16 protein-coding genes and 2 pseudogenes are annotated in these 19467 nt (G+C 60.3%); 9 read left to right on the forward strand and 9 right to left on the reverse strand.

The genetic code is table 11. From position 1 onward, the window contains the following. Positions 1 to 298: 298 nt before the first annotated feature. The 7 genes and pseudogenes from J7E83_RS12410 to J7E83_RS12440 all read left to right on the forward strand — a co-directional run bounded on the left by J7E83_RS12410 (position 299) and on the right by J7E83_RS12440 (position 8395). Positions 299 to 730, forward strand: coding sequence for a LexA family transcriptional regulator (locus J7E83_RS12410; RefSeq protein WP_214962509.1), 432 nt, complete (start codon positions 299 to 301; stop codon positions 728 to 730). Positions 731 to 740: 10 nt separating this feature from the next. Then, positions 741 to 947 (forward strand): annotated as a pseudogene (locus tag J7E83_RS12415) (DNA polymerase V subunit UmuC); the annotation flags it as partial. A 640-nt stretch (positions 948 to 1587) separates the two neighbouring features. Then, entirely contained in the window at positions 1588 to 4350 is a 2763-nt protein-coding gene (locus J7E83_RS12420) for a DEAD/DEAH box helicase family protein (protein ID WP_214962510.1), read from the forward strand. A gap of 317 nt (positions 4351 to 4667) precedes the next feature. After that, entirely contained in the window at positions 4668 to 5678 is a 1011-nt protein-coding gene (locus J7E83_RS12425) for a restriction endonuclease subunit S (RefSeq protein WP_214962511.1), read from the forward strand. A gap of 118 nt (positions 5679 to 5796) precedes the next feature. After that, positions 5797 to 7308 (forward strand): class I SAM-dependent DNA methyltransferase, encoded by a 1512-nt coding sequence (locus J7E83_RS12430; protein WP_214962512.1) that lies wholly within the window; start codon positions 5797 to 5799, stop codon positions 7306 to 7308. 157 nt (positions 7309 to 7465) lie between these two features. Further along, a complete protein-coding gene (locus J7E83_RS12435) occupies positions 7466 to 8200 on the forward strand; it encodes a hypothetical protein (RefSeq protein WP_214962513.1) in 735 nt (244 codons plus the stop codon). 57 nt (positions 8201 to 8257) lie between these two features. After that, positions 8258 to 8395: a hypothetical protein gene (locus J7E83_RS12440; protein WP_214962515.1), complete on the forward strand. Its 138-nt coding sequence runs from the start codon at positions 8258 to 8260 to the stop codon at positions 8393 to 8395. A gap of 140 nt (positions 8396 to 8535) precedes the next feature. Here J7E83_RS12440 and J7E83_RS12445 read toward each other — a convergent pair. From J7E83_RS12445 to J7E83_RS12460, 4 genes and pseudogenes are all read right to left on the reverse strand, one after another. Then, positions 8536 to 9096, reverse strand: a pseudogene (locus tag J7E83_RS12445) (amino acid permease); the annotation flags it as partial. A gap of 53 nt (positions 9097 to 9149) precedes the next feature. Further along, a complete protein-coding gene (locus tag J7E83_RS21420; protein WP_311379661.1) occupies positions 9150 to 10013 on the reverse strand; it encodes an alpha/beta hydrolase fold domain-containing protein in 864 nt (287 codons plus the stop codon). Positions 10014 to 10293: 280 nt separating this feature from the next. Continuing rightward, the gene (locus J7E83_RS12455; RefSeq protein WP_214962519.1) at positions 10294 to 11187 is read right to left on the reverse strand and encodes an SDR family oxidoreductase; all 894 of its coding nucleotides are present in this window, start codon (positions 11185 to 11187) and stop codon (positions 10294 to 10296) included. Positions 11188 to 11195: 8 nt separating this feature from the next. Further along, a complete protein-coding gene (locus J7E83_RS12460; RefSeq protein ID WP_214962527.1) occupies positions 11196 to 11633 on the reverse strand; it encodes a nuclear transport factor 2 family protein in 438 nt (145 codons plus the stop codon). A 51-nt stretch (positions 11634 to 11684) separates the two neighbouring features. Between J7E83_RS12460 and J7E83_RS12465 the strand changes: the two genes are divergently transcribed. Both J7E83_RS12465 and J7E83_RS12470 read left to right on the forward strand, forming a co-directional pair. Further along, complete coding sequence (locus J7E83_RS12465) at positions 11685 to 12374, forward strand: TetR/AcrR family transcriptional regulator (protein WP_214962529.1); 690 nt, start codon at positions 11685 to 11687, stop codon at positions 12372 to 12374. A 91-nt stretch (positions 12375 to 12465) separates the two neighbouring features. After that, positions 12466 to 12783, forward strand: a complete 318-nt coding sequence (locus tag J7E83_RS12470; RefSeq protein WP_214962531.1) for a hypothetical protein — start codon at positions 12466 to 12468, stop codon at positions 12781 to 12783. Between the two features lie 116 nt (positions 12784 to 12899). Here the strand turns inward: J7E83_RS12470 and J7E83_RS12475 are convergent, their stop codons facing one another. The 5 genes from J7E83_RS12475 to J7E83_RS12495 form a co-directional block, all read right to left on the reverse strand. Next, entirely contained in the window at positions 12900 to 13220 is a 321-nt protein-coding gene (locus J7E83_RS12475) for a GYD domain-containing protein (protein WP_214962533.1), read from the reverse strand. Between the two features lie 155 nt (positions 13221 to 13375). Beyond that, positions 13376 to 14539 (reverse strand): methyltransferase, encoded by a 1164-nt coding sequence (locus J7E83_RS12480; protein WP_396020540.1) that lies wholly within the window; start codon positions 14537 to 14539, stop codon positions 13376 to 13378. Positions 14540 to 15343: 804 nt separating this feature from the next. Further along, positions 15344 to 17803 (reverse strand): SAM-dependent methyltransferase, encoded by a 2460-nt coding sequence (locus J7E83_RS12485; protein ID WP_214962535.1) that lies wholly within the window; start codon positions 17801 to 17803, stop codon positions 15344 to 15346. 4 nt (positions 17804 to 17807) lie between these two features. Beyond that, positions 17808 to 18227 carry a hypothetical protein gene (locus J7E83_RS12490; protein WP_214962537.1) on the reverse strand — a complete coding sequence of 140 codons (420 nt, stop codon included), beginning with the start codon at positions 18225 to 18227 and terminating at the stop codon, positions 17808 to 17810. Between the two features lie 498 nt (positions 18228 to 18725). Next, on the reverse strand, positions 18726 to 19445 hold the full coding sequence (locus J7E83_RS12495) for a GntR family transcriptional regulator (protein ID WP_214962539.1): 720 nt from the start codon (positions 19443 to 19445) through the stop codon (positions 18726 to 18728). Between the last annotated feature and the right edge of the window lie 22 nt (positions 19446 to 19467).

A 19467-nucleotide genomic window follows, 5' to 3' on the forward strand; every position in this document is an offset into this window, starting at 1 on the left:
CACTGCCTCTTCCTCGTCAAGAAGAACGACACTCCGGGCGTGAGGAACAACGATGCCGCCCCTACCAAGACAGTTTTAGACCTCAAAACCTTCCTCCTAATGCAGTATTCCTGCATTAAACGCAGGAATAGAGCGGGCCGTCAAGCGGGGTAAGGTCAACTGCAGGCCTCCCCAAGGATCATGAAGCCTTCTGCCCGCGCCGATCCTGCATCAAACGCAACATGGTGGAGAGGGTTCTTTTGTCAGTGCCAGGGCGTAGCATTAAAGATTCGAACATATATTCGAATAAAGGTGTGTTGTGGGCGTTATTGTCGGTCCCCGCGTGATAAATCCGGGCATCTCATTGTTGTCGGTACTGATCTCCCCCGTCCCCGTGGCCGCGGGGTTTCCATCGCCGGCGCAGGACTATTTTGATGGCCGGATCGATTTGAACGAACACCTGGTTAAGGACATCACCAGTACCTATGTGGTGCGGGTGTCCGGGGATTCCATGGAAGGCGCCGGGATCAGCGACGGCGATGAACTGATCGTGAACCGGGCTTTGGAGCCGCGGGACAGGTGCGTCGTTGTCGCGTTCTTGGACGGGGAGCTCACGGTTAAGCGGCTGCGGATTACGGCCACCGGCGTGGTGCTGCAAGCAGAGAACCCGGCATACTCGGACATCCAGGTCCCGGCCCTGTCAGACCTGGTCATCTGGGGAGTCGCTACACGGTGCCTTCACCATGTCTAAGCCGACTGTGATGCAGCGGATGCCGCAGATCGCGCACGTGGATGTGAACTGCTTCTACGCCAGCGCTGAGCGCGCGTTCGACCCGTCGCTGGAGGGCAAACCCGTCATCGTTTTGTCCAATAACGATGGCTGTGCCGTCACCCGCTCCCCTGAGGCGAAAGCCCTGGGCATTCCCATGGGCGAGCCATGGTTCAAAATCGCACCGCGGCCCAAGGAATTGCTGGTATGTGGCGGTATTCAAATCAGCGGTATAGCGGCTCGGGAGTCGGACCCCTGTCGGCATCACCCAAGCCGTCGGCAACCATACCGTGAGGCATTCGAAGGAGCGCAGCTACCCGACTACCTGTTGCCAAGGCGCGTACACAAGCACAGGAGTACTACAGTCACACTGCTGGCCCTGCGGATGAGATCGAGTACTACGGCAATCCATTCTTGTCGCTTTTCCTCCGATCTTGCTCCAACAGCCGGGTTACGACGCTTTCGAGTTCAAGCCGCCCCGGGAAGCGATTTGGGCTGGACGGCACCTTCTTCACGCCTCGAGAGCAGTGCAAGAAAGCGGACGGCAGATACTAGTGCCGGATCGGTTGATCGGTATCTCCCAGGCGCCGTCCTCTGCAATATCCCGCGCCAGGGCTCTCTAGCAATCCACGCAAATCAGACCTGTTGATGCGGGCGGCGGCGGAATGTCATTCATATTAAGAACTCCAACATCAATGCACCGGCACGGAGATCGGACTGCATCGGATACAAATAGCCGACGCGCCGACCTCAGTTGAGGAAAATTCAGGTCTCGTTCCGATGGCGCAACACAAAGGCAACGCAACATCAATCTGATCCCGATTCAATAGACTGAGGCGATGACCTCCAGCGAAGAAGAACAGCGACTCGCCGCCGAACAGCGCGCCCGCGTACTTATCGACCGACAGTTGACAGACGCTGGCTGGGTCGTGCAGGACAGGAAAAACCTAAACCTCTTCGCCAGCCAAGGCGTCGCCTGCCGTGAAGTGACCATGGCCACTGGACACGGAAGAGCAGATTATCTCCTTTATGTGGACAAGCAGGTCGTAGGCGTCATTGAAGCGAAGCCCGTAGGAACGACGCTTCGGGGCGTCGAGTGGCAGTCAGCCATGTACGCAAGTGGACTGCCTGCAGAAGTTCGTCTAAGAGCCCTTACATTGGATGGTCGGCTTCCGTTTGTCTTCGAAGCCTCCGGTTCAGAAACGCATTTCACGAATGGGTACGATCCAGATCCCCGGGCCCGCAGCATCTTCAATTTCCCGCAACCGGGCACCCTCTCTCGCCTCCTGCGCGCAGTGGATGCGGAACCCGGGTGTCCGACTTGGCGAGGACAAGTACAGACCATGCCGGAGCTGGACAAGGCTCCCCTGCGCCCAGCGCAGATCACCGCAGTTGAGGGTGTTGAAAAGAGTCTCCGGGAGCAGCGATTCGACCGCTCCCTGATCCAGATGGCCACCGGCGCCGGCAAGACCTACACCGCGGTGACGCTCGCATACCGCCTCCTGAAGTTCGGAGGATTCCGTCGCATTCTTTTTCTCGTCGACCGGAACAATTTGGGTGACCAGGCATTGGCAGAGTTCCAAAACTATCGACTACCGGATGACGGGCGCCGGTTGACTGAGTTGTATAACGCCGACAAGCTCTCGGGAGCAGGAATGCTGGCATCCTCAGCAGTGGTCATCTCCACGATCCAGCGCGTTTTTAGGACCATCCAAAACGAGCCAGTAACGAATGATGACGACCAAGAACTGGACGCGTTTGTGCCCGAGCAACCCGTAGCAGTTGCCTACAACCCCCAACTTCCGCCCGAAGCGTTCGACCTGATCGTGGTCGACGAAGCGCATCGGTCAATCTACGGCGTTTGGCGAAACGTCTTGGAATACTTCGATGCCCATGTCATCGGCCTGACTGCCACACCCGGAAAGCAAACCTTTGCCTTCTTCCGACAAAACCTGGTCTCCGAATATACCTATCCTCAGTCCGTTGCCGACCGGGTCAACGTAGATTTTGACATTTATCAGATCAAGACAGATATTTCAGGCCGCGGCTCAACCATAGAAGCCGGGACCGTTGTCCCCAAAGTTGACCGCCGTACGAGAACCCAGCGACTGGAGGCCCTAGATGAGGACTTCGAGTACACACATAAGCAGCTTGATCGCGCAGTAACATCGCTGTCTCAAATCAGGACGGTTCTTGAGGCATTTAGAGACCGCTTGTTTACGGAGATTTTCCCAGGCCGTTCGACCGTTCCCAAGACGCTCATCTTCGCGAAGGACGACGCACACGCCGAGGAGATTGTGCGCACGGTGCGAGAGGTGTTTGGCAAAGGCAATGACTTTGCCGCAAAGATCACATATAACGCCAAAGATCCCAAGGCCCAACTGCAAGCGTTCCGCACGTCGCCGACACTTCGCGTTGCGGTAACTGTAGACATGATTGCTACGGGCACGGACGTGAAACCTCTGGAATGCGTATTTTTCATGCGTGACGTCCGATCTGCTCAATACTTCGAGCAGATGAAAGGCCGCGGCGCCCGCACTATTGCTGCGACAGATTTTCAGGCCGTTACGCCCGATGCCAAGAGCAAGACCCGGTTCGTCCTGGTTGATGCCGTGGGCATAACTGAACATGATTTCGTGGATCCGCCGCTGAACAGGCAAAAAGGCGCTTCACTCAAGCAACTTCTCGGGAAGGCTGCAACGCTGACCTTGAATGAAGATGAAACTGCGACCTTGGCCTCTCGCCTGGCAGCTCTCGACCTGCAGCTCACAGCTGAGGAACGCTCGGAGCTCGACAAAGTAGCTGGCCAGCCCATCCAAAACATCGTGCGCGCCCTGGTAGACGCGGTAGACACCGAGGTCCAACAGCAGGCCACTGCTGGAGTTGATGATCCTGCCGCAGCCATTCAAAGTCTTTTGGACAACGCTGTAGAACCCCTCGCCGCGAATCCAGAACTACGCAACCGCATCCTAGAGCTCCGAGCAACTCACGATCGCGTGATCGACGAAGTAAGCAAGGACACGTTGATCGACGCCCACGGACTCGTAGATCCCGATCGAGCGCGTTCGGTTGTAGACTCATGGGCGGCTTACCTCTCTGAGCACCGAGACGAGATCACAGCGCTCCAACTTTTGACAGAGGCCAATCATCGAAGAGTGTCATTCGTGGACATCCAGGAGCTCGCCGACCGAATTAGCCGGCCGCCGCATAACTGGACCCCAGACGTGTTGTGGAGCGCCTATGAGAAGGTCGCAGCAGGTCGGGTGCGCCACAGTGATCACCACACGCTAACCGATCTGGTTTCTCTTCTTCGATTTACGCTGGCTATGGATGACGAACTCGTTCCATATGCCGAGCAAGTCAGGGAACGCTACGCTGGATGGCTAGCCCAGCAGGCGCAGGCAGGCACAATATTCGAGGAAAGAGAACGGTGGTGGCTGGACAGAATGGTTGAAGTGATCGCCGGATCTGCCGGCATCTCTGCGGATGACTTGGATGAGGCCCCGTTTACTGAGCGAGGTGGCATCGACGGCGCCCTTCGTGATCTCGGCGAAAAGGCGGGGTCACTGATAACCCAACTGAATGAGGTACTGACAGCGTGAGATCATTTGCGACCAGCTATCCCTTAGCCCAGCTGTCGGAGGCTCTCAGTGTCTTGAGTAATAAGCGTCCCTTGCAGCAGGGTTGGAGCCCTCGATGCCTTCCGAACCCTTCCCCCGACGAAGACACTTGGGCTGTACTCAAGACCACTGCCATCCAAGAAGGTCACTTCGACGGAACTCACAACAAGCAACTCCCTCCGCATCTTGCTCCGCGGGAACAAATCGAGGTCAAAGTCGGCGACCTGCTTCTGACTAACGCTGGGCCCCGTGCCCGGTGCGGAGTGCCGGCGTTGGTAAGAAGTACCCGTTCTAAACTCATGATGTCCGGAAAGATGTACAGGTTCCGGCCCACAGACGACTTCGACCCGGAATTTGTTCAATACTGGCTGATGAGCCCAACTGCCCAAAGACTGATCGATGCGATGAAGACAGGTATCAGCGACAGCGGTCTCAACCTCACCCAAGACAAGTTCTTGAAGCTGCCCATCCCGGCTCCCTCCCTCGATGAGCAACGGCGTTTGGTAAACGTGCTAGAAGAGACGCTGTCCCTCGTTGCTTCTGCCGAGCAATCCCTTTCATCAGCGCTCCTCCGAACTCGAGCATGGAAGGCAGCGTCTGCCGACTCGATGATTTGGAAAAAGGGATGGCCTCAGAGCCAGATCGGGGATTTGCTTCGGCAGTCTATGCGCAATGGAAGATCTGATCGTGCGGTCAGAGACGGAGAGCCGGGAACTCGGACACTTACTCTGACCGCGATCACCAAGAACGATTTCACCGACCAAAACACCAAGATCACCACTACGTCCGAGGCCGCAGCCCGAAGCCTCTGGCTTGCGCCTGGGGACATCTTGGTGCAACGCTCCAATACTCCAGAGTTGGTCGGTACGTCCGCCCTGTACACCGGCGAACGAAACTGGGCCATTTTTCCGGACTTGCTAATACGGTTGCGGGCGGATGAGCAGGTCATTGACAGCAGGTTCATGGCTGCAGCTTTGAAGACGGAACGGGCTCACCGGGAATTACGTGGTCGTGCTAAAGGCTTGTCTGGATCAATGCCTAAAATCGACCAGTCAGACCTGGCCCAGACCCAGATCCCGGTCCCTCCTCGAAAGGAACAGGCAGCAGTTGTTGCAGAGCTCGAATCTATAGAACGAGATGCCCAGGCAATGATGCGAGGCCTGGAGACTCAGCGACGTCGAGCGAAGATGATGCGCGCTTCAATCCTTGAAACCGCATTTGCAGGCCGAATGAACATGAGGTGCCATCCACCTTTGGAGGAAGAGGGTCTCGACGTGCAACTCAGTTCCCTGGTCATGTCCGATTCATGACAGGCACGGGCTTGTGTCCACATATGGATTCCGAGTTGAAGAACTAAGGTGATCTTCGCGCTGGAAACCGTCCGAATCGAAACTCTGACACTACGAATGAATCTTGAGGGCTATTTAATTGACTGACACTCGCCGCCTTATCGACAAGCTCTGGTCCTACGTTGATGTACTCCGCGACGACGGAGTCGGCGTCTTGGAATACACCGAGCAGCTCACATATCTACTTTTCTTGAAGATGGCGCACGAACGTTCTACTCGAGCCCTCAAACCTGAACGAATCATCCCAGACGAGTTTTCTTGGACTCAGCTAACAGACGCCAATGGGGAAGAGATAGAAACCGAGTACACACGGATCTTGCGTGGGCTGGGTAGGCAATCCGGTACCATCGGCGTCATCTTCCGCAAGGCTCAGAACCGAATCCAGGATCCCGCCAAGCTTCGACGCTTGGTCGTCGATCTCATCGACAAAGAGCATTGGTCTTCGGCGGGCACGGACATAACCGGGGATGCGTATGAATCTCTTCTTGCAAAGAGTGCGTCCGACAAGGGTTCAGGAGCTGGGCAGTACTTCACGCCGCGTCCTCTCATTCAAGCCATTGTGGATGTTGTCCAGCCTGGTGTCACGGACTTGGTAACGGACCCCGCTTGCGGAACCGGCGGCTTCCTCCTCGTTGCCCACGAATATGCGTCGCGTGACGCCGAGAAGATGACACCAGCCGAACGCACCAAACTGCGCAGTACTTTCGTCCATGGCATTGAGCTCGTCGACGGGACTGCCCGCTTAGCCGCTATGAACATGCTGTTGCACGGCATCGGGGGCACCGACGGCGAGTCTGTAATCGAAGTCAAGGACTCCCTGATTGCGGATCCAGGGCAGCGTTGGTCCGTTGTCTTGGCTAACCCCCCATTCGGCCGCAAATCCGCAGTCGCCATGGTGGGGGCCGATGGTCGGCAGGTGCGGGAAGACCTGGAGATCGAGCGGCAGGACTTCGTCGCATCAACTTCCAATAAGCAACTCAACTTCGTCCAGCACATTATGACCATCCTTGAGATGAACGGACGCGCAGCTGTGGTGCTTCCGGACAATGTGCTCTTTGAAGGCGGCGCAGGTGAGATTATTCGTCGACGGTTGCTGAAGGACTTTAATCTGCACACGATGTTGCGGCTGCCCACGGGCGTCTTCTACGCCCAAGGCGTCAAGGCCAACGTGCTGTTCTTTGACAAGAAGCCTGCTAGCGAGCAAGCGTGGACGCAACAACTCTGGGTATACGACCTACGAACCAACAAGCATTTCACGCTAAAACAGAATCCCCTAAGGCGTGTTGACCTCAGCGACTTCGTGGCATGCTGCAAGCCCGGACAGCAAGGTGAACGGACAGAGTCCGAGCGCTGGAAGGCATTCAGTTACGACGATCTACTGGCGCGAGACAAAGTCAACCTCGACATCACTTGGCTACAAGACGACTCACTGGAAGACCTAGATGCCTTGCCTTCGCCCGACGTTATCGCGCGCGAGATCGTAGAGGATCTCACGGCTGCTCTGGCTGACTTCGAGGAGGCCGCCATCGCACTAGAGGAACAGTTAGGCACTTCGGAAATCCGCGCTGAAGCACTCCTCGGTGAGGTATAACTCTCCAAAATCAACCGACCGGGTTGCTCTCGAAGAGAGCATTGGCCAGGCTAACGCGAAACCCATTAGTCACGGCTGATCCAATAGACCTAACGGCGGAAGGCCCTCGTGCGACCATGTTTCGGACGAGGGCCTTCTGCCCCAGGTGCCCGAGGAAGTGAATTTTCTCGTCGGGGACATTGTCACCAACGCACGTTCCTGCCTCGACATGTCCATTGACTCAATCTGGAAGAACTACAACCTTGACCGTAAGGGGGTAGTCGTTCAGTTCCCTTTGGAGGATAACTACCAGGCGAAGCTTGCACGTGATATGCGTTTTCGAAAATTCATTGGACGGCTGGATCATAGGTTTGTTCGGGTCATAGAACAATCCCAACCCCACTATTCTGGCGGATCGTTGGATATTCCTAGAAATATCACGGCTCTTTTTATAAGTCATCTCTCCAATGCCAATAAGCATCGCAACATTACGCCCGTGGTAATGCACTTCTCATCGTCTATCGTGGGTACCCGCGCCAATATGGGGATGAAACTCCATAAAATCGTTGACCGGTTGCACTCAGGCGCACCGCTTCGGTTCGTCCTGAGCTACGACCCGAACCGGAACAGGGAGTCAGATATACGTAGGTACCTAACGGTGGCAGCGGAACGTCCACGTTCGTCTCCGTTGATTATTGGTATCACTCAAAAGTTGGTGATCGACCGACAGTCAATTCCACTTTCACCCCTTCATGTTCCGGAGCGCGAGTTCAATATACCCGCCGGCTTCGACGAACTCTTGAACAATGTTCCCACGTACATTGCGCTCACGTTGCGTAACCTCAATCGCGTTCATGATGCCGTCCAAGCCGGAGACGACGACGTCTTCTTGGACTTCAATGCCGGCCTTTGACGTGCGAAACCATCCAGAACTCACGACCTGGAAGCACCCGGGGCAACGGTCTAGGAGGTGCCCGATCTGCCGGATGGAGCCAGCCGGCCCACGCTCAATCCTGATCATTTGAACACGAGAGTGCTGGTGGGATCTGCCGATGCCCTCAACGAGGAGATCGTTCAGGCATTGCAGAGCGGCCACAGCGGCAAGTAGACATCTGGCGCAAGGTTTATCGGGCATCGGTGCCGCTCCCACGGCGCTGACGGGCGACTTATATGGCGAGGGCGCGGCCCGTCTAAGCCGGACGCGCCCTTCTCTTGCCACGAACCGGCGAAGCGGTTCAGGTGCCTGACTTAGTCGATGAGCACCGGAGTCTTCGTGTGCTCCGCTGCTTCAACCGGCGAAACCTTTCCGGAACGGTGGTGGAGCCAGTTGGCCACCGCCAGGAGCGCGACGAGTCCGAACGTGCTCAGGAGCTGGGGACGGGAGTCCTCGCCGATGAAGCCCACCGTGAAGATGGCCGCGAGGATGTGCAGGCCGAAGCACGTAAGCCACGGGAAGCCGGGCATCCGCAGGGGAAGCTCCGTTCCTTCACGGTCGGCGCGAAGACGTAGCGCGAGCTGGGCGAGGAGCGCGGACGTCCACACCAGCAGGCACGTCGAGCCCACGATGTTGAGCAAAACGGGAAGGACCTTTTCGGCGAATGCCAGCTCCAGCACAACCGTGACAACGCCGAAGGCGACGCTGGCCAGGACCGCGACAACAGGTACCCGGGCCGTAGACACGGAAGCGAGCAGGCGCGGCGCTTCACCGCGCTCGGCCAGGGAGAACGCCATCCGCGAGGCACCGTAGAGGTTGGCGTTGAGGGCGGAGAGCAGTGCTGCCACGGCCACCAGCGTGATGGCGGTGGCGGCACTGAGATCGCGTCCGTGGCGGCATCGGTCATCCGTTGGAAGCGGGGCCGCGTTCAGCAGGTCACAGACCACGAGGCCATGAGGTCAATCGCTGTTGTGAAGGCGTCCAGTCGTGGTCTGTTCAGGAATGCGTGTCGGGTCCCGGATAGAGTGTGCTGCTCGACGTCGGCTCCCGCGCTCAGCAGTTCAGTGGCGAATTGGTCACCGGATGCGCGCATGGCATCGCTGTCGGCATTGATCATCAGGGTTGGGGGAAACCCGTGGAGGTCATGGCCTCCCGGGAACGCGTAGCGATCGGTCAGCGCGACCCGGGAGCCTGCATAGTTGCGGTTCAGAGTGTTCAGGAGCCACCGGGAGTGTGTCAGCCGGCGGTGGTCAAGTACCCGTCGCCGGATCTCGCGCGCCCGAGGGTGCGACGAGTGGAAAAAGCCGTAGGCAAGGACGACGCCTCTGGGTGGCAAATCGATATCGAGGGCCCGGAGCGCCGCTGCGGACGCAAGGCATGCCCCGGCGCTTGCACCGCCAAGGACCACCCCTCCTACGGACTGGCCGCTGACACTTCGAAACGCTGTCAATATGTCTTCCACCGGGAGGGGAAACCGTCCTCGAGGCCGCACTTCTCCTCTGCTGACACGGGGCAGCCCGGGAAGTGGGGCAAGGCGGTAGTCGACCGTGACGACCGGGAGCCCTCGTTGAGCAAGTGCCCAGGCGACATCGTGTGCTTCAGGCTGATCAAGACCGCCAGCAAAGAAACCTCCGCCATGCGCCCAGACGATCGTCGGAACCTGTGTTGTCTCCGGACTCTCGACTGCTGGGTGATACCGGCGGATCGGGACTAGACCGTGGGGCCCGGTCACCGAATCGCGAACCATTAGTACATTGACACCACTAGAGGACACCGCCATGCACTCGACCATAGCGTCAATCGCCCGGCGGCCGCGCTCACCCCGTGGCCGCTCAGCGTTCCGCTTAGTGTTCCATTTCCTTGAAATCGGGAGGCTGCACGGCCGTCAAACGGGCAGATCTCAGCCGGGATCTTGGCGCAATCTCCCTGTCTCGGAAGATATTCCGAAGTCGTGCCAGCTTGGTCGCCTGCGGATCCAACTTTCGGTACCGTGCATAGATCATTTTCTCCCCTTTGCACCGGCCGCCGTGGGGACTAGCGTGTGGTTCGGGCGGTGGCCGACCCCGGACGCTCTACGCCGTTTCGGTGGCACCGGCTGGAGCGCCGGCAGACTCCAATACGAAGTCGTGCACCCAGGCCCGAAGGGTGGTCGGCACCACTCCGTAGCGCCCAGTCAGGTCGCGCATGTCGAGCCGAGAATCGTAGGTCTCCAGCAGCGCGAGAAAGCCGATAAGCAGATCCGGCATACCGGCAACGGGCTGTCCCGGCGGAACCGTTTGCACCGGAATCCGGCGCCCGAGTTCAAGCTCGAATGCTTCAACCACATCACGCCAGGAGACCGGCTCCGGACCGCCGATGACAAGCAGCTCGCCGTCCTGCTCCGGACGTTCCACTACAGCAAGCACGTACTGCGCCACGTCACGCATAGCCACCAGGGAGTGCACCCGCCTGCCCTCACCGACCAGAGTGACCGGCTGACCCGAGAGGGCCGGCACCCCAACCACCAGGACCGGCATTTTATCCATAAAGAGGTTGGGCTGAATTATCGTCCAGGACATTGTGCTGCTTCGAAGCAGCTGCTCGGTCTCGCCTTTTGCAGCCATGAAGGGATTCGGGTTGTCGGGGCTGGCGCCGAGGTTGGAAACAAAGACGAAGCGGTGGACGCCGGCACTGGCGGCGGCCTCGATAAGGTTCCGGTTGCCGGCGCGATCGACCGACTCCACGGTGTCCGCCCCGCCCCGCGCGGAGGAGTTTGCGGTGGTCACCACCGTATCCACGCCGGCACAGGCGGCTAAGAGTGAGGCGGGATCTTTGAGGTCACCAGTAGCAGGTTCGGCACCGGCCGTCATCAAGGCGTCGTATGCCGACCCTTCGCGCACCAAAATGCGCACCTGGAACCCTTTATCGAGCAATGTTTGAGCGATGAGACCACCAAGCTGGCCGGTGGCCCCCACGACAAGAATCATGATGTTTCCTATTCTCTGGATCCCGGAGCGCTGCCCACCACCCGGCTGACTGCTGCATTGACATCCCCGCTGACGTCCTCCACGGGTTCGAGGTAGAAGCGGGCAGATGAAATGAGCCCTTTGGTGACGCCGAAGATGACCACTCCCCGCATCAGGAACGACGCGGCATCGGTTCGCGTCCCGGACATTTCCCATTCAGTCCACAGGGTGTCGCCGTGACCCGCTGTTCCGTGCACTCGTGCGCGAATGTCGGGAACCTGGGAAAAGATCTGTGTCCAGTTCCGACGGACTTGCTCCCGTCCGCGGAAGCCCCGCTGGGGGTGGACAGGGGTCTCGTTGAGATAGTCGCCGGCGAAGCATGCCACAAGATCGTCCAGGCTGTGGGCGTTCACTGAGCGGAGCAAGCGCTGCAGGATATCTCCCGCGGGATCTGCTGTGTTCATCATTCCAACTCCTCGAATGATTCTGATACAGTCATCTGTATCTGATACTCAAGCATGGAACGAAATTTGGAAAACGTCAAGAGTAAGCGGCGCTATAACTCGACCGGCCGGTTGGAGCAGGCCCGGCAAAACAGGGATGCCATCCTCAGGGCAGCCGAGCGGCAGCTTGGTGAGCGCGGGTACGCAAGCGCCACAGTGGCGGCCATCGCCGCCGAGGCCGGCGTTTCGGTCGAGACGGTTTACAAGGCGTTCGGCGGAAAGGCGGGGGTGGTCCGCGCCCTCTACGAGCGAGACCTCGCCGGCGCTGGTTCCGTCCCTGCGTACGAGCGCTCCGATGCCATGCGGGAACGCGAGAGCCACCCGCGGACGGTCATGCGGGAGTGGGGCTTCCTCACCGCCGAGGTAGCTTCCCTGGTCACGCCGATCCGGCTGCTGATGCGTGCGGCCGCCGTCACTGACCAGGAGATGGCAAGCCTGCTCGCTGACATCGAGGACGAGCGCCTCAAACGGATGCGGCACCACGCCCGGTACCTGAAGGACCGCGGCTACCTCCGCGAGGGCGTCTCCGTGGGCGAGGCGACCGACATACTGTGGGTCTGCAGCTCAGCTGAGCTCTACGAGTTGCTCGTGTTGAAACGAGGCTGGTCGCTGCCACGGTTCGCCCAGTACGTCACCCACTACATGACCGCCTCCCTGCTCCCCGAGATGACCCAAGAAGGGCCCGCTGAAACGGCGCCTGCTTAGGCACTGAAGCATCAGGCTGATCCCCTTTGCACCGCCCGCCGTGGGGACTAGCGTGATCTGCATCAGTGACCACCGCCGTCGAGGAGCCGTCATGTCCGGGTTTGTGCAAATCGTCGAATTCAAGACCTCCCGCATCAACGAGATCGAAGAGCTGGGCCGTCCCTCAAGAACCGAGGGAAGCACCCACCCGACGTTCCGCCGCATTGTTGCCGCGGCGGACAGGGACCATCCAGGGACCTATTTCACCATCGTCCACTTCGATTCGTATGACTCCGCGATGGAGAATTCCGGCCGCCCGGAAACGTCGGAGTTCGCCGCCAAGATGGCGGAACTTTGCGATGGACCCGTGATCTTCCACAATCTGGATGTCATGTGGGAGGACGCGGGAGACGGTGCGCAAACCGGCTAGTCGCAGGACAGGCTTCTGAAGTCCCGTCCCGCAGCGGGCCGCCGTCGTAATTTACGACGGCCCGCCGGCAGGGTGCCAAACTCCCCCAGTGTCCCGGCCGCCTTTTGGAGGGCCGCCTATTGTCCCGGGGCGCGGTAGGACGGCGACTTCTTGGAGGCCTCGTCGAGGTCTTCCACCGACAGGAGCGGCTTCAGGCGGACGTTGACGCTTCCCGTCGAATTGATGAGCAGCGACAGTGCTGCGGCACTCGCGTCGTCCGGCGCCTCAAAAACGCCGAGGACGTCGTAGTAGCCAAAGGCGTAGTAGAAGCTTTCCAGCGTTCCCCCCACGGAGCTGAGGGCCTCCCTAAAAGTCTCGCGCCGCTTGGTGCCGCCTTCCTGCATGAGCCCCTTGATGCCCTGGCCCGCGTACGTCGCTTCAAACAGATACTTCGGCATGGTCTTTCCTTCCCTGGTTCCTGGCAGTGCAGGAGCGGCCCAGATCCGGCCCCTTATCCCTGGAAACGGGGTGAATGACCCCGTTACGGCCGACGCTATTCCTCCGGCTCCGGGCCGTCAATAACACGGGGATACCTTTGCGGGGAAGCCTGTGGCTATTGGCGAACCAGCCGCCACAGCGACGTGACCTCGGCTGCGCGCGCCTCGAACAGAGGATCGTCGCGGTCCGATGCCTTCGGGTGCGTTGGCTTGGTGTCGAGCCGCTCCATCACCTTCAGCCCGGCCGCCGTGATGGCAGCAAGCAGGTCATCACGCGACCGCAGGCCAAGGTGCTCGGCCAGGTCGGAGAGGACCAGCCAGCCTTCACCGCCCGGCTCCAGATGGTCCGGGAGTTCGTTCAGGAAGCGGAACAGCATCCTGCTGCCGGGGTCGTAGACGGCGTTGTCCAGGGTGGAGTGCGGTGTGGCCGGAATCCAGGGCGGGTTGCACACGATGAGGGGTGCCCGCCCGGGCGGGAACATGTCGGTCAGGACGGCCTCAGCACGGTCCTGGACACCAAGGTTCCGGAAATTCTCCGTGGCGCAGGCGATGGCACGCGGTTCATTGTCCGTCGCCACCACGCGCTGGACGCCACGGCGCGCCAGGACGGCAGCCAGCACCCCGGTGCCGGTTCCGACGTCGAACGCCAGCCTGTCAGAGGGCAGTGCAGCGGCGGCCACGAGATCCACATACTCGCTCCGGGTGGGGAAGAAAGTGCCATAGTGCGGGTGGATACGGCCCTGCAGGGCATCGACGTAGACGCCATTCCGTCGCCACTCGTGCGCACCAATTGCTCCGACAAGCTCATGCAGGGACACAACGGAAGATTCGCCGATATCCCCGTACGCTTCAGCGGCGGCCTCCCGGATATCCGGTGCGCGGCGCAGCGGCACCACCGGGCCCGGATCAAGGGGGATCAGCAGCAGGCCGAGAATGCGCGCACGATGCGAGCGGGACTGGCGATGCCGATAGAACTTTTCGGCCGGAGTTCCTGCGATCTTCTTTCCGGCGCCTACCCGCCGGTCCATGGCGTTGAGGATCTGCCGCGCGTTGTGGAAGTCACCGTGCCAGAGCATCGCGATCCCCTGCGACGCCATCCGGTACGCAACATCGGCCGTGAGGGAGTCGGAGACCACTTCGACGCGCGTCGGTGCCGGCCTGCCGTTCGCCGAACGCCACCGCGCGGTGATGCTCTCACCAGCCTCGACCCACGTCACCATGGCGGGCTCATCCGCCGCAGCTGTGCGCGAGGGGTTGGGGTCCGACGTCGGAATTCCCATGGGAGCTGACGGGTCAGTACTGATATGGATCCATTCCAAGAGTCCGGGGACCGATCGGAGACTGACGATTGCGGCGATTCCACGACGTCCAAGTCCATGGCCCAAGATTCCAGGCGGTCATCCGGCAGCGAACCGGGCTTGATCGACGGCCACGGAGCCCTTGAACCTACATTGTCAGGATACAGGGGTGCCCTGGCCTCGCCACCCGCCGCCAGCGTTGGGGAAGGCCTTGACCCCAGCCGAAGCTCACCATCCAGAGCCGCCGTTGCCGGAACAGGCCTGCCCCACCGAGCAATTCTGCCGTGACGCCGGCACCGCCGCCACCCGCATAAGACGGGCGCGCGCACTAAAGCCGCGTGCCGCCGTCGGAATTTCCGACGGCGGCACGACAGTCAGTCAGGGGGATCAGCGCACCCGCACCACGGCCGGGACGCTGCCAGACTTCCACTGGGGAAGTCCGGCAGTTGCCCGCTGCTTTCGTGCGTTCCACCCCAGTTGCTTTGCCCGGCAGCCTCGGCCGGGCGGCCCGAAGTCCCGTAATCCGGGCTTCGAGTGGGCCGTGGAACTCCCTAGGCACGGACTAACTGGGCTGGAACGCGCGCGTCCGCGGCTGACCCTGGCGGAGAAGCCGCCCATTCCAGCGCGGACGGTATTACCGGTCGGTCTTTACCACCGTGAACAGCACAGCCGAGTCCTCCTCCACGCGGCAGAAGCGGAGAAGGCCAAGGCCGGCACGGAAGGCACCGCCGGGCAGGCCGCCCAGCAAAACACTGCGCCCGTCGTGCCGGCACCGGAACAGGGAAACTAAACCAGCAATCCCAGCTTCTGCAACACTTCCCGGTCCGTCTCCGGGGTTGTTGCAGGTGGCAGATAAAGCGTCGAAATCCCGGAGAGGTCTGAAGCCTCGATGGTGTCCAGGCGCTTGAGCTGGATCACCGGAGGCAGGTGGCCGAATGTGGACGCGTCATAGATCACCACCGGATGGTCCTGAGGATAGAACTCGCCCACCCGTTCGAGCAGGATCGGAAAGTTGTGCCGCCTGTAGCCGGCGAAGTTGAAGCCATCGTCGCCCGCGCACTCGGCCTGCCAGAGCAGGACATGCATGGAGGGATCCAGGGAACGGTTCCTGATCAGGAAGTCCGTGGCGTCCAGCGTCATCAACCCGAACGACGACGGATCCAGACCCAGGTCTGCAAAGAGGCTGTCCTGCGCCGACACCGCCGATCCCATTTCTGCCCGGTAACCCTCGCTGCGCGCCCGGCGGATGGCCTCATGCGTCGACCAGGCGAACACCCCGGGATGCCCGTAAAACACGGCGCAGGTTCTGCGTCCGCGCCGGACCTGCTCCAGCATGGCATCCACCATGGCCCGGTAGGTTTCGATCCGCGGCACGCCGTTTCCGTACAGCCCGTACAGCGACGTGGACCTCGGATTCAGCTCGTGGATCCGCAGTTCCGTGGCCGGATCGGCAACGCAATACAGCACAATGTCCGCCGCCACGATCTGCGCCTGCGCCCCCAGGCTCAGGTCACTGATCGGCAGGATCCCGGAGCCCACCACATGCAGGCTGCCCGGAGCCTTGAACCCATCTCCCGAGAAGTACCTGATGGCCCCCTCGATGTCAGCCAGCGCACGCTCCCGCCAATCACTGGAATTAGTGGTGGTTGTGGTCGTGTTGTCATTGCTGGTGGTCACCGTGGTGTTGTCGTTGCTGGTGTTGGTGCTCGAATTGTAGGTGGTCTGGATATTGATGGTGTTGTTGTTGAAATTGTTGGTGTTGATGGTGATCGGGTCCATGGCACCGACCCCGGGGGCGAGTTTGTCCGTGACCAGCGCGGCGTAGCCCGCCCGTTCGAGTTCCGCGAGTGCCCCCAGCCGCAGCCTTCCCCGCTGCCCCTCCAGCACGGCACGCGTCTCCTCTTCGTTGAGCCGGGCCGCGGCAAGAACGGGTTCCGGATTCCGGCGGTATTCCGCCAGCACCGAGGGGTCCGCCAGTGACACCAGGAAACTGGTCAGGGGCGTGTCGGCCGGCTGGAGTCCGGAGGTGGATTCGGCCGGCGCAACGCGGGGTGTCCTCCCCACAGGCTTGACCTCGGCCGTGATCCGCAAGGCGTCCGCGAAGGTGGCACCGTCCAACCGTTCCACCACACGTTTGGCTTGGCGGACCACCCGCGCGGTGCGCGCAGGGGCATCCTCGGCAACGGCGTCCAGGACAGTGTTCAGGCGTTGAAGCGACTGCCGTCCGATCGGTGCCGACTGGTTCTCAAGCCAGGTGCCGACGTCGTGCAGCAGACCGTTCAGCGCATCCTGCACCTCCGGCCGCTTCTCCGCAAGAATGGCTAACGCCGGGCTTGCCGTGGTGAATTCTCCCCACCAGGCGCCCAGCCCCGGAAATTCCCGGAATCCTCCTTCCCGGAAGGCCCGCATGGCGTCGAAGCCCTTCGTCTGGGACGCGCCCTGGTGGACGTTGCCGGCAGCGCTGAACGCGAAAAGAGATTCGAGCTTGCAGTCGATCTGCGGGAAGCCACGGAACACACCGCTCAGTTCCCAGTCCCCGTCTCCTGATTCGTCCCCGGACCACCGCCGGTTGATGGTGATTGCCGGGGTCGCTACCAGTTCGTCGGTGGTGGTGGTGAAGGCTTCCGTGCCAATGCCGTCATCGTTGTCACCGAAGGTTCCGTACCAAATGAGCTGCCAGCCGGACATGGCATTCTTGACCGCCGCCTTGACCGATGACGCAGCAGAGTCCTTGACCACCTCGATCTGGTCTTTGATCTGCTGCGGGGTAGGCGCCGCCAGCGCATGTTGGAAGCTGGCGGCCACCTTCACCACGGCCAGTTGGACAGCATCGACGAACGCCGAGTAGCCGGTGTCGGCCAGATCATCGGGCCATCCGTCCTCCTCCATCAACGAAACCACGACGCCGGCAATGGCGGGTATATCGTCGGCGCCGAGCAGGGCACGCAGCCCGGCGTCATTGACGGGAATCGGCTTCAGTTTCGTGGACCAGAGGCCCACAGCGTCGGGCACCGGGACATCGTCCCCGGCGTCCACGTCGGTGTTGCCCAGGTTCCCGTGGCTGCCGTTGCTGGAGACGATCGTGGGTGAACCAATGAGTCCGGATCCGGCTTCAACGGCGAAGTTGTCCCCGTCAACTTTGAAGAACACAGTCCAGATATAGGGCTCGGCATTTCCCCAACCGTCGCCTTCATCGTGGCAATGCACGTTTTGCAACACGGTTTCCAAATTGAGTGTGGCGCGCATCTGGCTATTTCCCGGTCTCGTCGCCAAGCATTGGCTGGTCTTTTTCACCGGTTAACGGTCTGTGCACGGGGCGGCGAATTTGGCGGCGGGCCGTTGACTGAATGTGCGGCACTTCAGCGGTTATCGTCAGCCCTGATACAGCGGATCCATCACAACGGCCGGAGGAACTCAACTGGCTGGTGAAGCACATTGTTCCAGGACCGTAATGGGTGCTGCCGAAGATACCGAAGGAAAAAGCCCACCAAGTATACAGAGTCCCGTTTTCACAGCCTTTCAAGTGGCTGGCCAATCCGTAACCCGTCTCTTCAACCCAGCTGAAGCTATAGCACCACTTGGTGACCTGCCGGGTGCAGGTGTCGAACCATTCCCACGGCCAGCCCCCGGGGCACCAATAACGCTCTGTAACTACTACTTTCTGCGGCATGACCGCCTCCTGATACTGTGCCTGCCAGAGGGCAGACTGGTAGCCCGGCAACTGCCGAACGACGCGAATAAACTAAGAGCGGTTCTTCTTACTGAACCGCGGCAGGCGCAATAACCTGTTCAAGAAGGCTGCACGCTGCTCACAGCCACTGCACGGCGGGATTCCAGCCAGGGTTGTCACATCCTTAACCGCATCGCCCATTCCGATGGTGCCCCCATCGTTTATCCGAAAAAGGGAAATTCGCCGATCCTGCCAATGGCGTGAACGCGCGGGCCATTCCTGAAATTGATTTCGGACCATAACCAATCCCTTTACGGACATCACGGGCTGTGGATTTTCGCCTTTCCGGCTACCACGGCCTCTGTTTCAATATCTTCCTCGCCGTGGCATGGTCCGTCAATGCTTTCTGCTGTCAATTACTAAAGTCGTTGTAGACTCTTATTTCGGCCGCTTTCACAGGACCATAAGACAGCCCGGCCGATGCCCATGGTCCGCAGATCAGTTCCGGCCAGCGTCTTCCGTGTCAGAGAAAATCGCGAGGTTCGATGACCGCGACTTGATGCCGTCGATGTGCTCGCTCATGGCAGTTCTGGCACGTTCCGCATCGTTGGCTTGGAAGGCGGCGATGATGGCCTGATGTTCCCGCACGGTGTGTTCACCGCTCATATCGTTGTGCACCAGGAGCCTGAAGCGCTGGATATGCCCTTCGACGGAATTGTAGGCACGGAGCAGGAACTCGTTGCCGGTACATTCCGCGATGCGGCGGTGGAACATCTCGTCCGCTTTCCAGTAGGCCCGGTAGCCGGCAAAGGTGTCGCCGCCGAGCTGGGAGGTATCGAGTTCCGTGTTGAATTGCTCGAGGTCAGCCACGAGATCCGGGGACACGTTTTCGCAGGCGATGCGGGCGATGGCCGGTTCCAGCACCTGGCGGGTCACCAGGAGGGCGCCGATATCCGAGGCCGTGGGTGCGGGCGCCACTTTGTAGCCCCGGAGCGCTTCGCGCCGGATCATCCCCGTGGCCTCAAGCCGGGCCAGCGCCTCCCGCACCGGTGTCGAGGACACGTTGAACTGTTTGGCGAGTCCGTCGATGTTCAGCGCCGAACCCGTCGGAAGCCCATCGTCCAGCAGCAGGGACAGAATCGCCTCGAAGACGTGGTCCACCAGCATCTGCCGGTTCCCGATGGCGGGTACTTCTGCCCGACCTGAGGTGGTGTCCATTTTCGAAGTCCTATGTGAGTTT

It is taken from the genome of Arthrobacter sp. ISL-48, from assembly GCF_018613805.1.
GTDB lineage: Bacteria > Actinomycetota > Actinomycetes > Actinomycetales > Micrococcaceae > Arthrobacter.

Excerpts from the sequence above, each read along its gene's own strand:
- J7E83_RS12475 (WP_214962533.1), bottom strand. The coding sequence starts at position 13,220 with ATGCCGAAGTATCTGTTTGAAGCGACGTACGCGGGCCAGGGCATCAAG.
- J7E83_RS12490 (WP_214962537.1), bottom strand. The coding sequence starts at position 18,227 with ATGCCGCAGAAAGTAGTAGTTACAGAGCGTTATTGGTGCCCCGGGGGC.
- J7E83_RS12495 (WP_214962539.1), bottom strand. The coding sequence starts at position 19,445 with ATGGACACCACCTCAGGTCGGGCAGAAGTACCCGCCATCGGGAACCGG.
- J7E83_RS12480 (WP_396020540.1), bottom strand. The coding sequence starts at position 14,539 with ATGGGAATTCCGACGTCGGACCCCAACCCCTCGCGCACAGCTGCGGCG.
- J7E83_RS12465 (WP_214962529.1), top strand. The coding sequence starts at position 11,685 with ATGGAACGAAATTTGGAAAACGTCAAGAGTAAGCGGCGCTATAACTCG.
- J7E83_RS21420 (WP_311379661.1), bottom strand. The coding sequence starts at position 10,013 with ATGGTCGAGTGCATGGCGGTGTCCTCTAGTGGTGTCAATGTACTAATG.
- J7E83_RS12485 (WP_214962535.1), bottom strand. The coding sequence starts at position 17,803 with ATGCGCGCCACACTCAATTTGGAAACCGTGTTGCAAAACGTGCATTGC.
- J7E83_RS12455 (WP_214962519.1), bottom strand. The coding sequence starts at position 11,187 with ATGATTCTTGTCGTGGGGGCCACCGGCCAGCTTGGTGGTCTCATCGCT.
- J7E83_RS12470 (WP_214962531.1), top strand. The coding sequence starts at position 12,466 with ATGTCCGGGTTTGTGCAAATCGTCGAATTCAAGACCTCCCGCATCAAC.
- J7E83_RS12460 (WP_214962527.1), bottom strand. The coding sequence starts at position 11,633 with ATGATGAACACAGCAGATCCCGCGGGAGATATCCTGCAGCGCTTGCTC.
- J7E83_RS12425 (WP_214962511.1), top strand. The coding sequence starts at position 4,668 with ATGATGTCCGGAAAGATGTACAGGTTCCGGCCCACAGACGACTTCGAC.
- J7E83_RS12420 (WP_214962510.1), top strand. The coding sequence starts at position 1,588 with ATGACCTCCAGCGAAGAAGAACAGCGACTCGCCGCCGAACAGCGCGCC.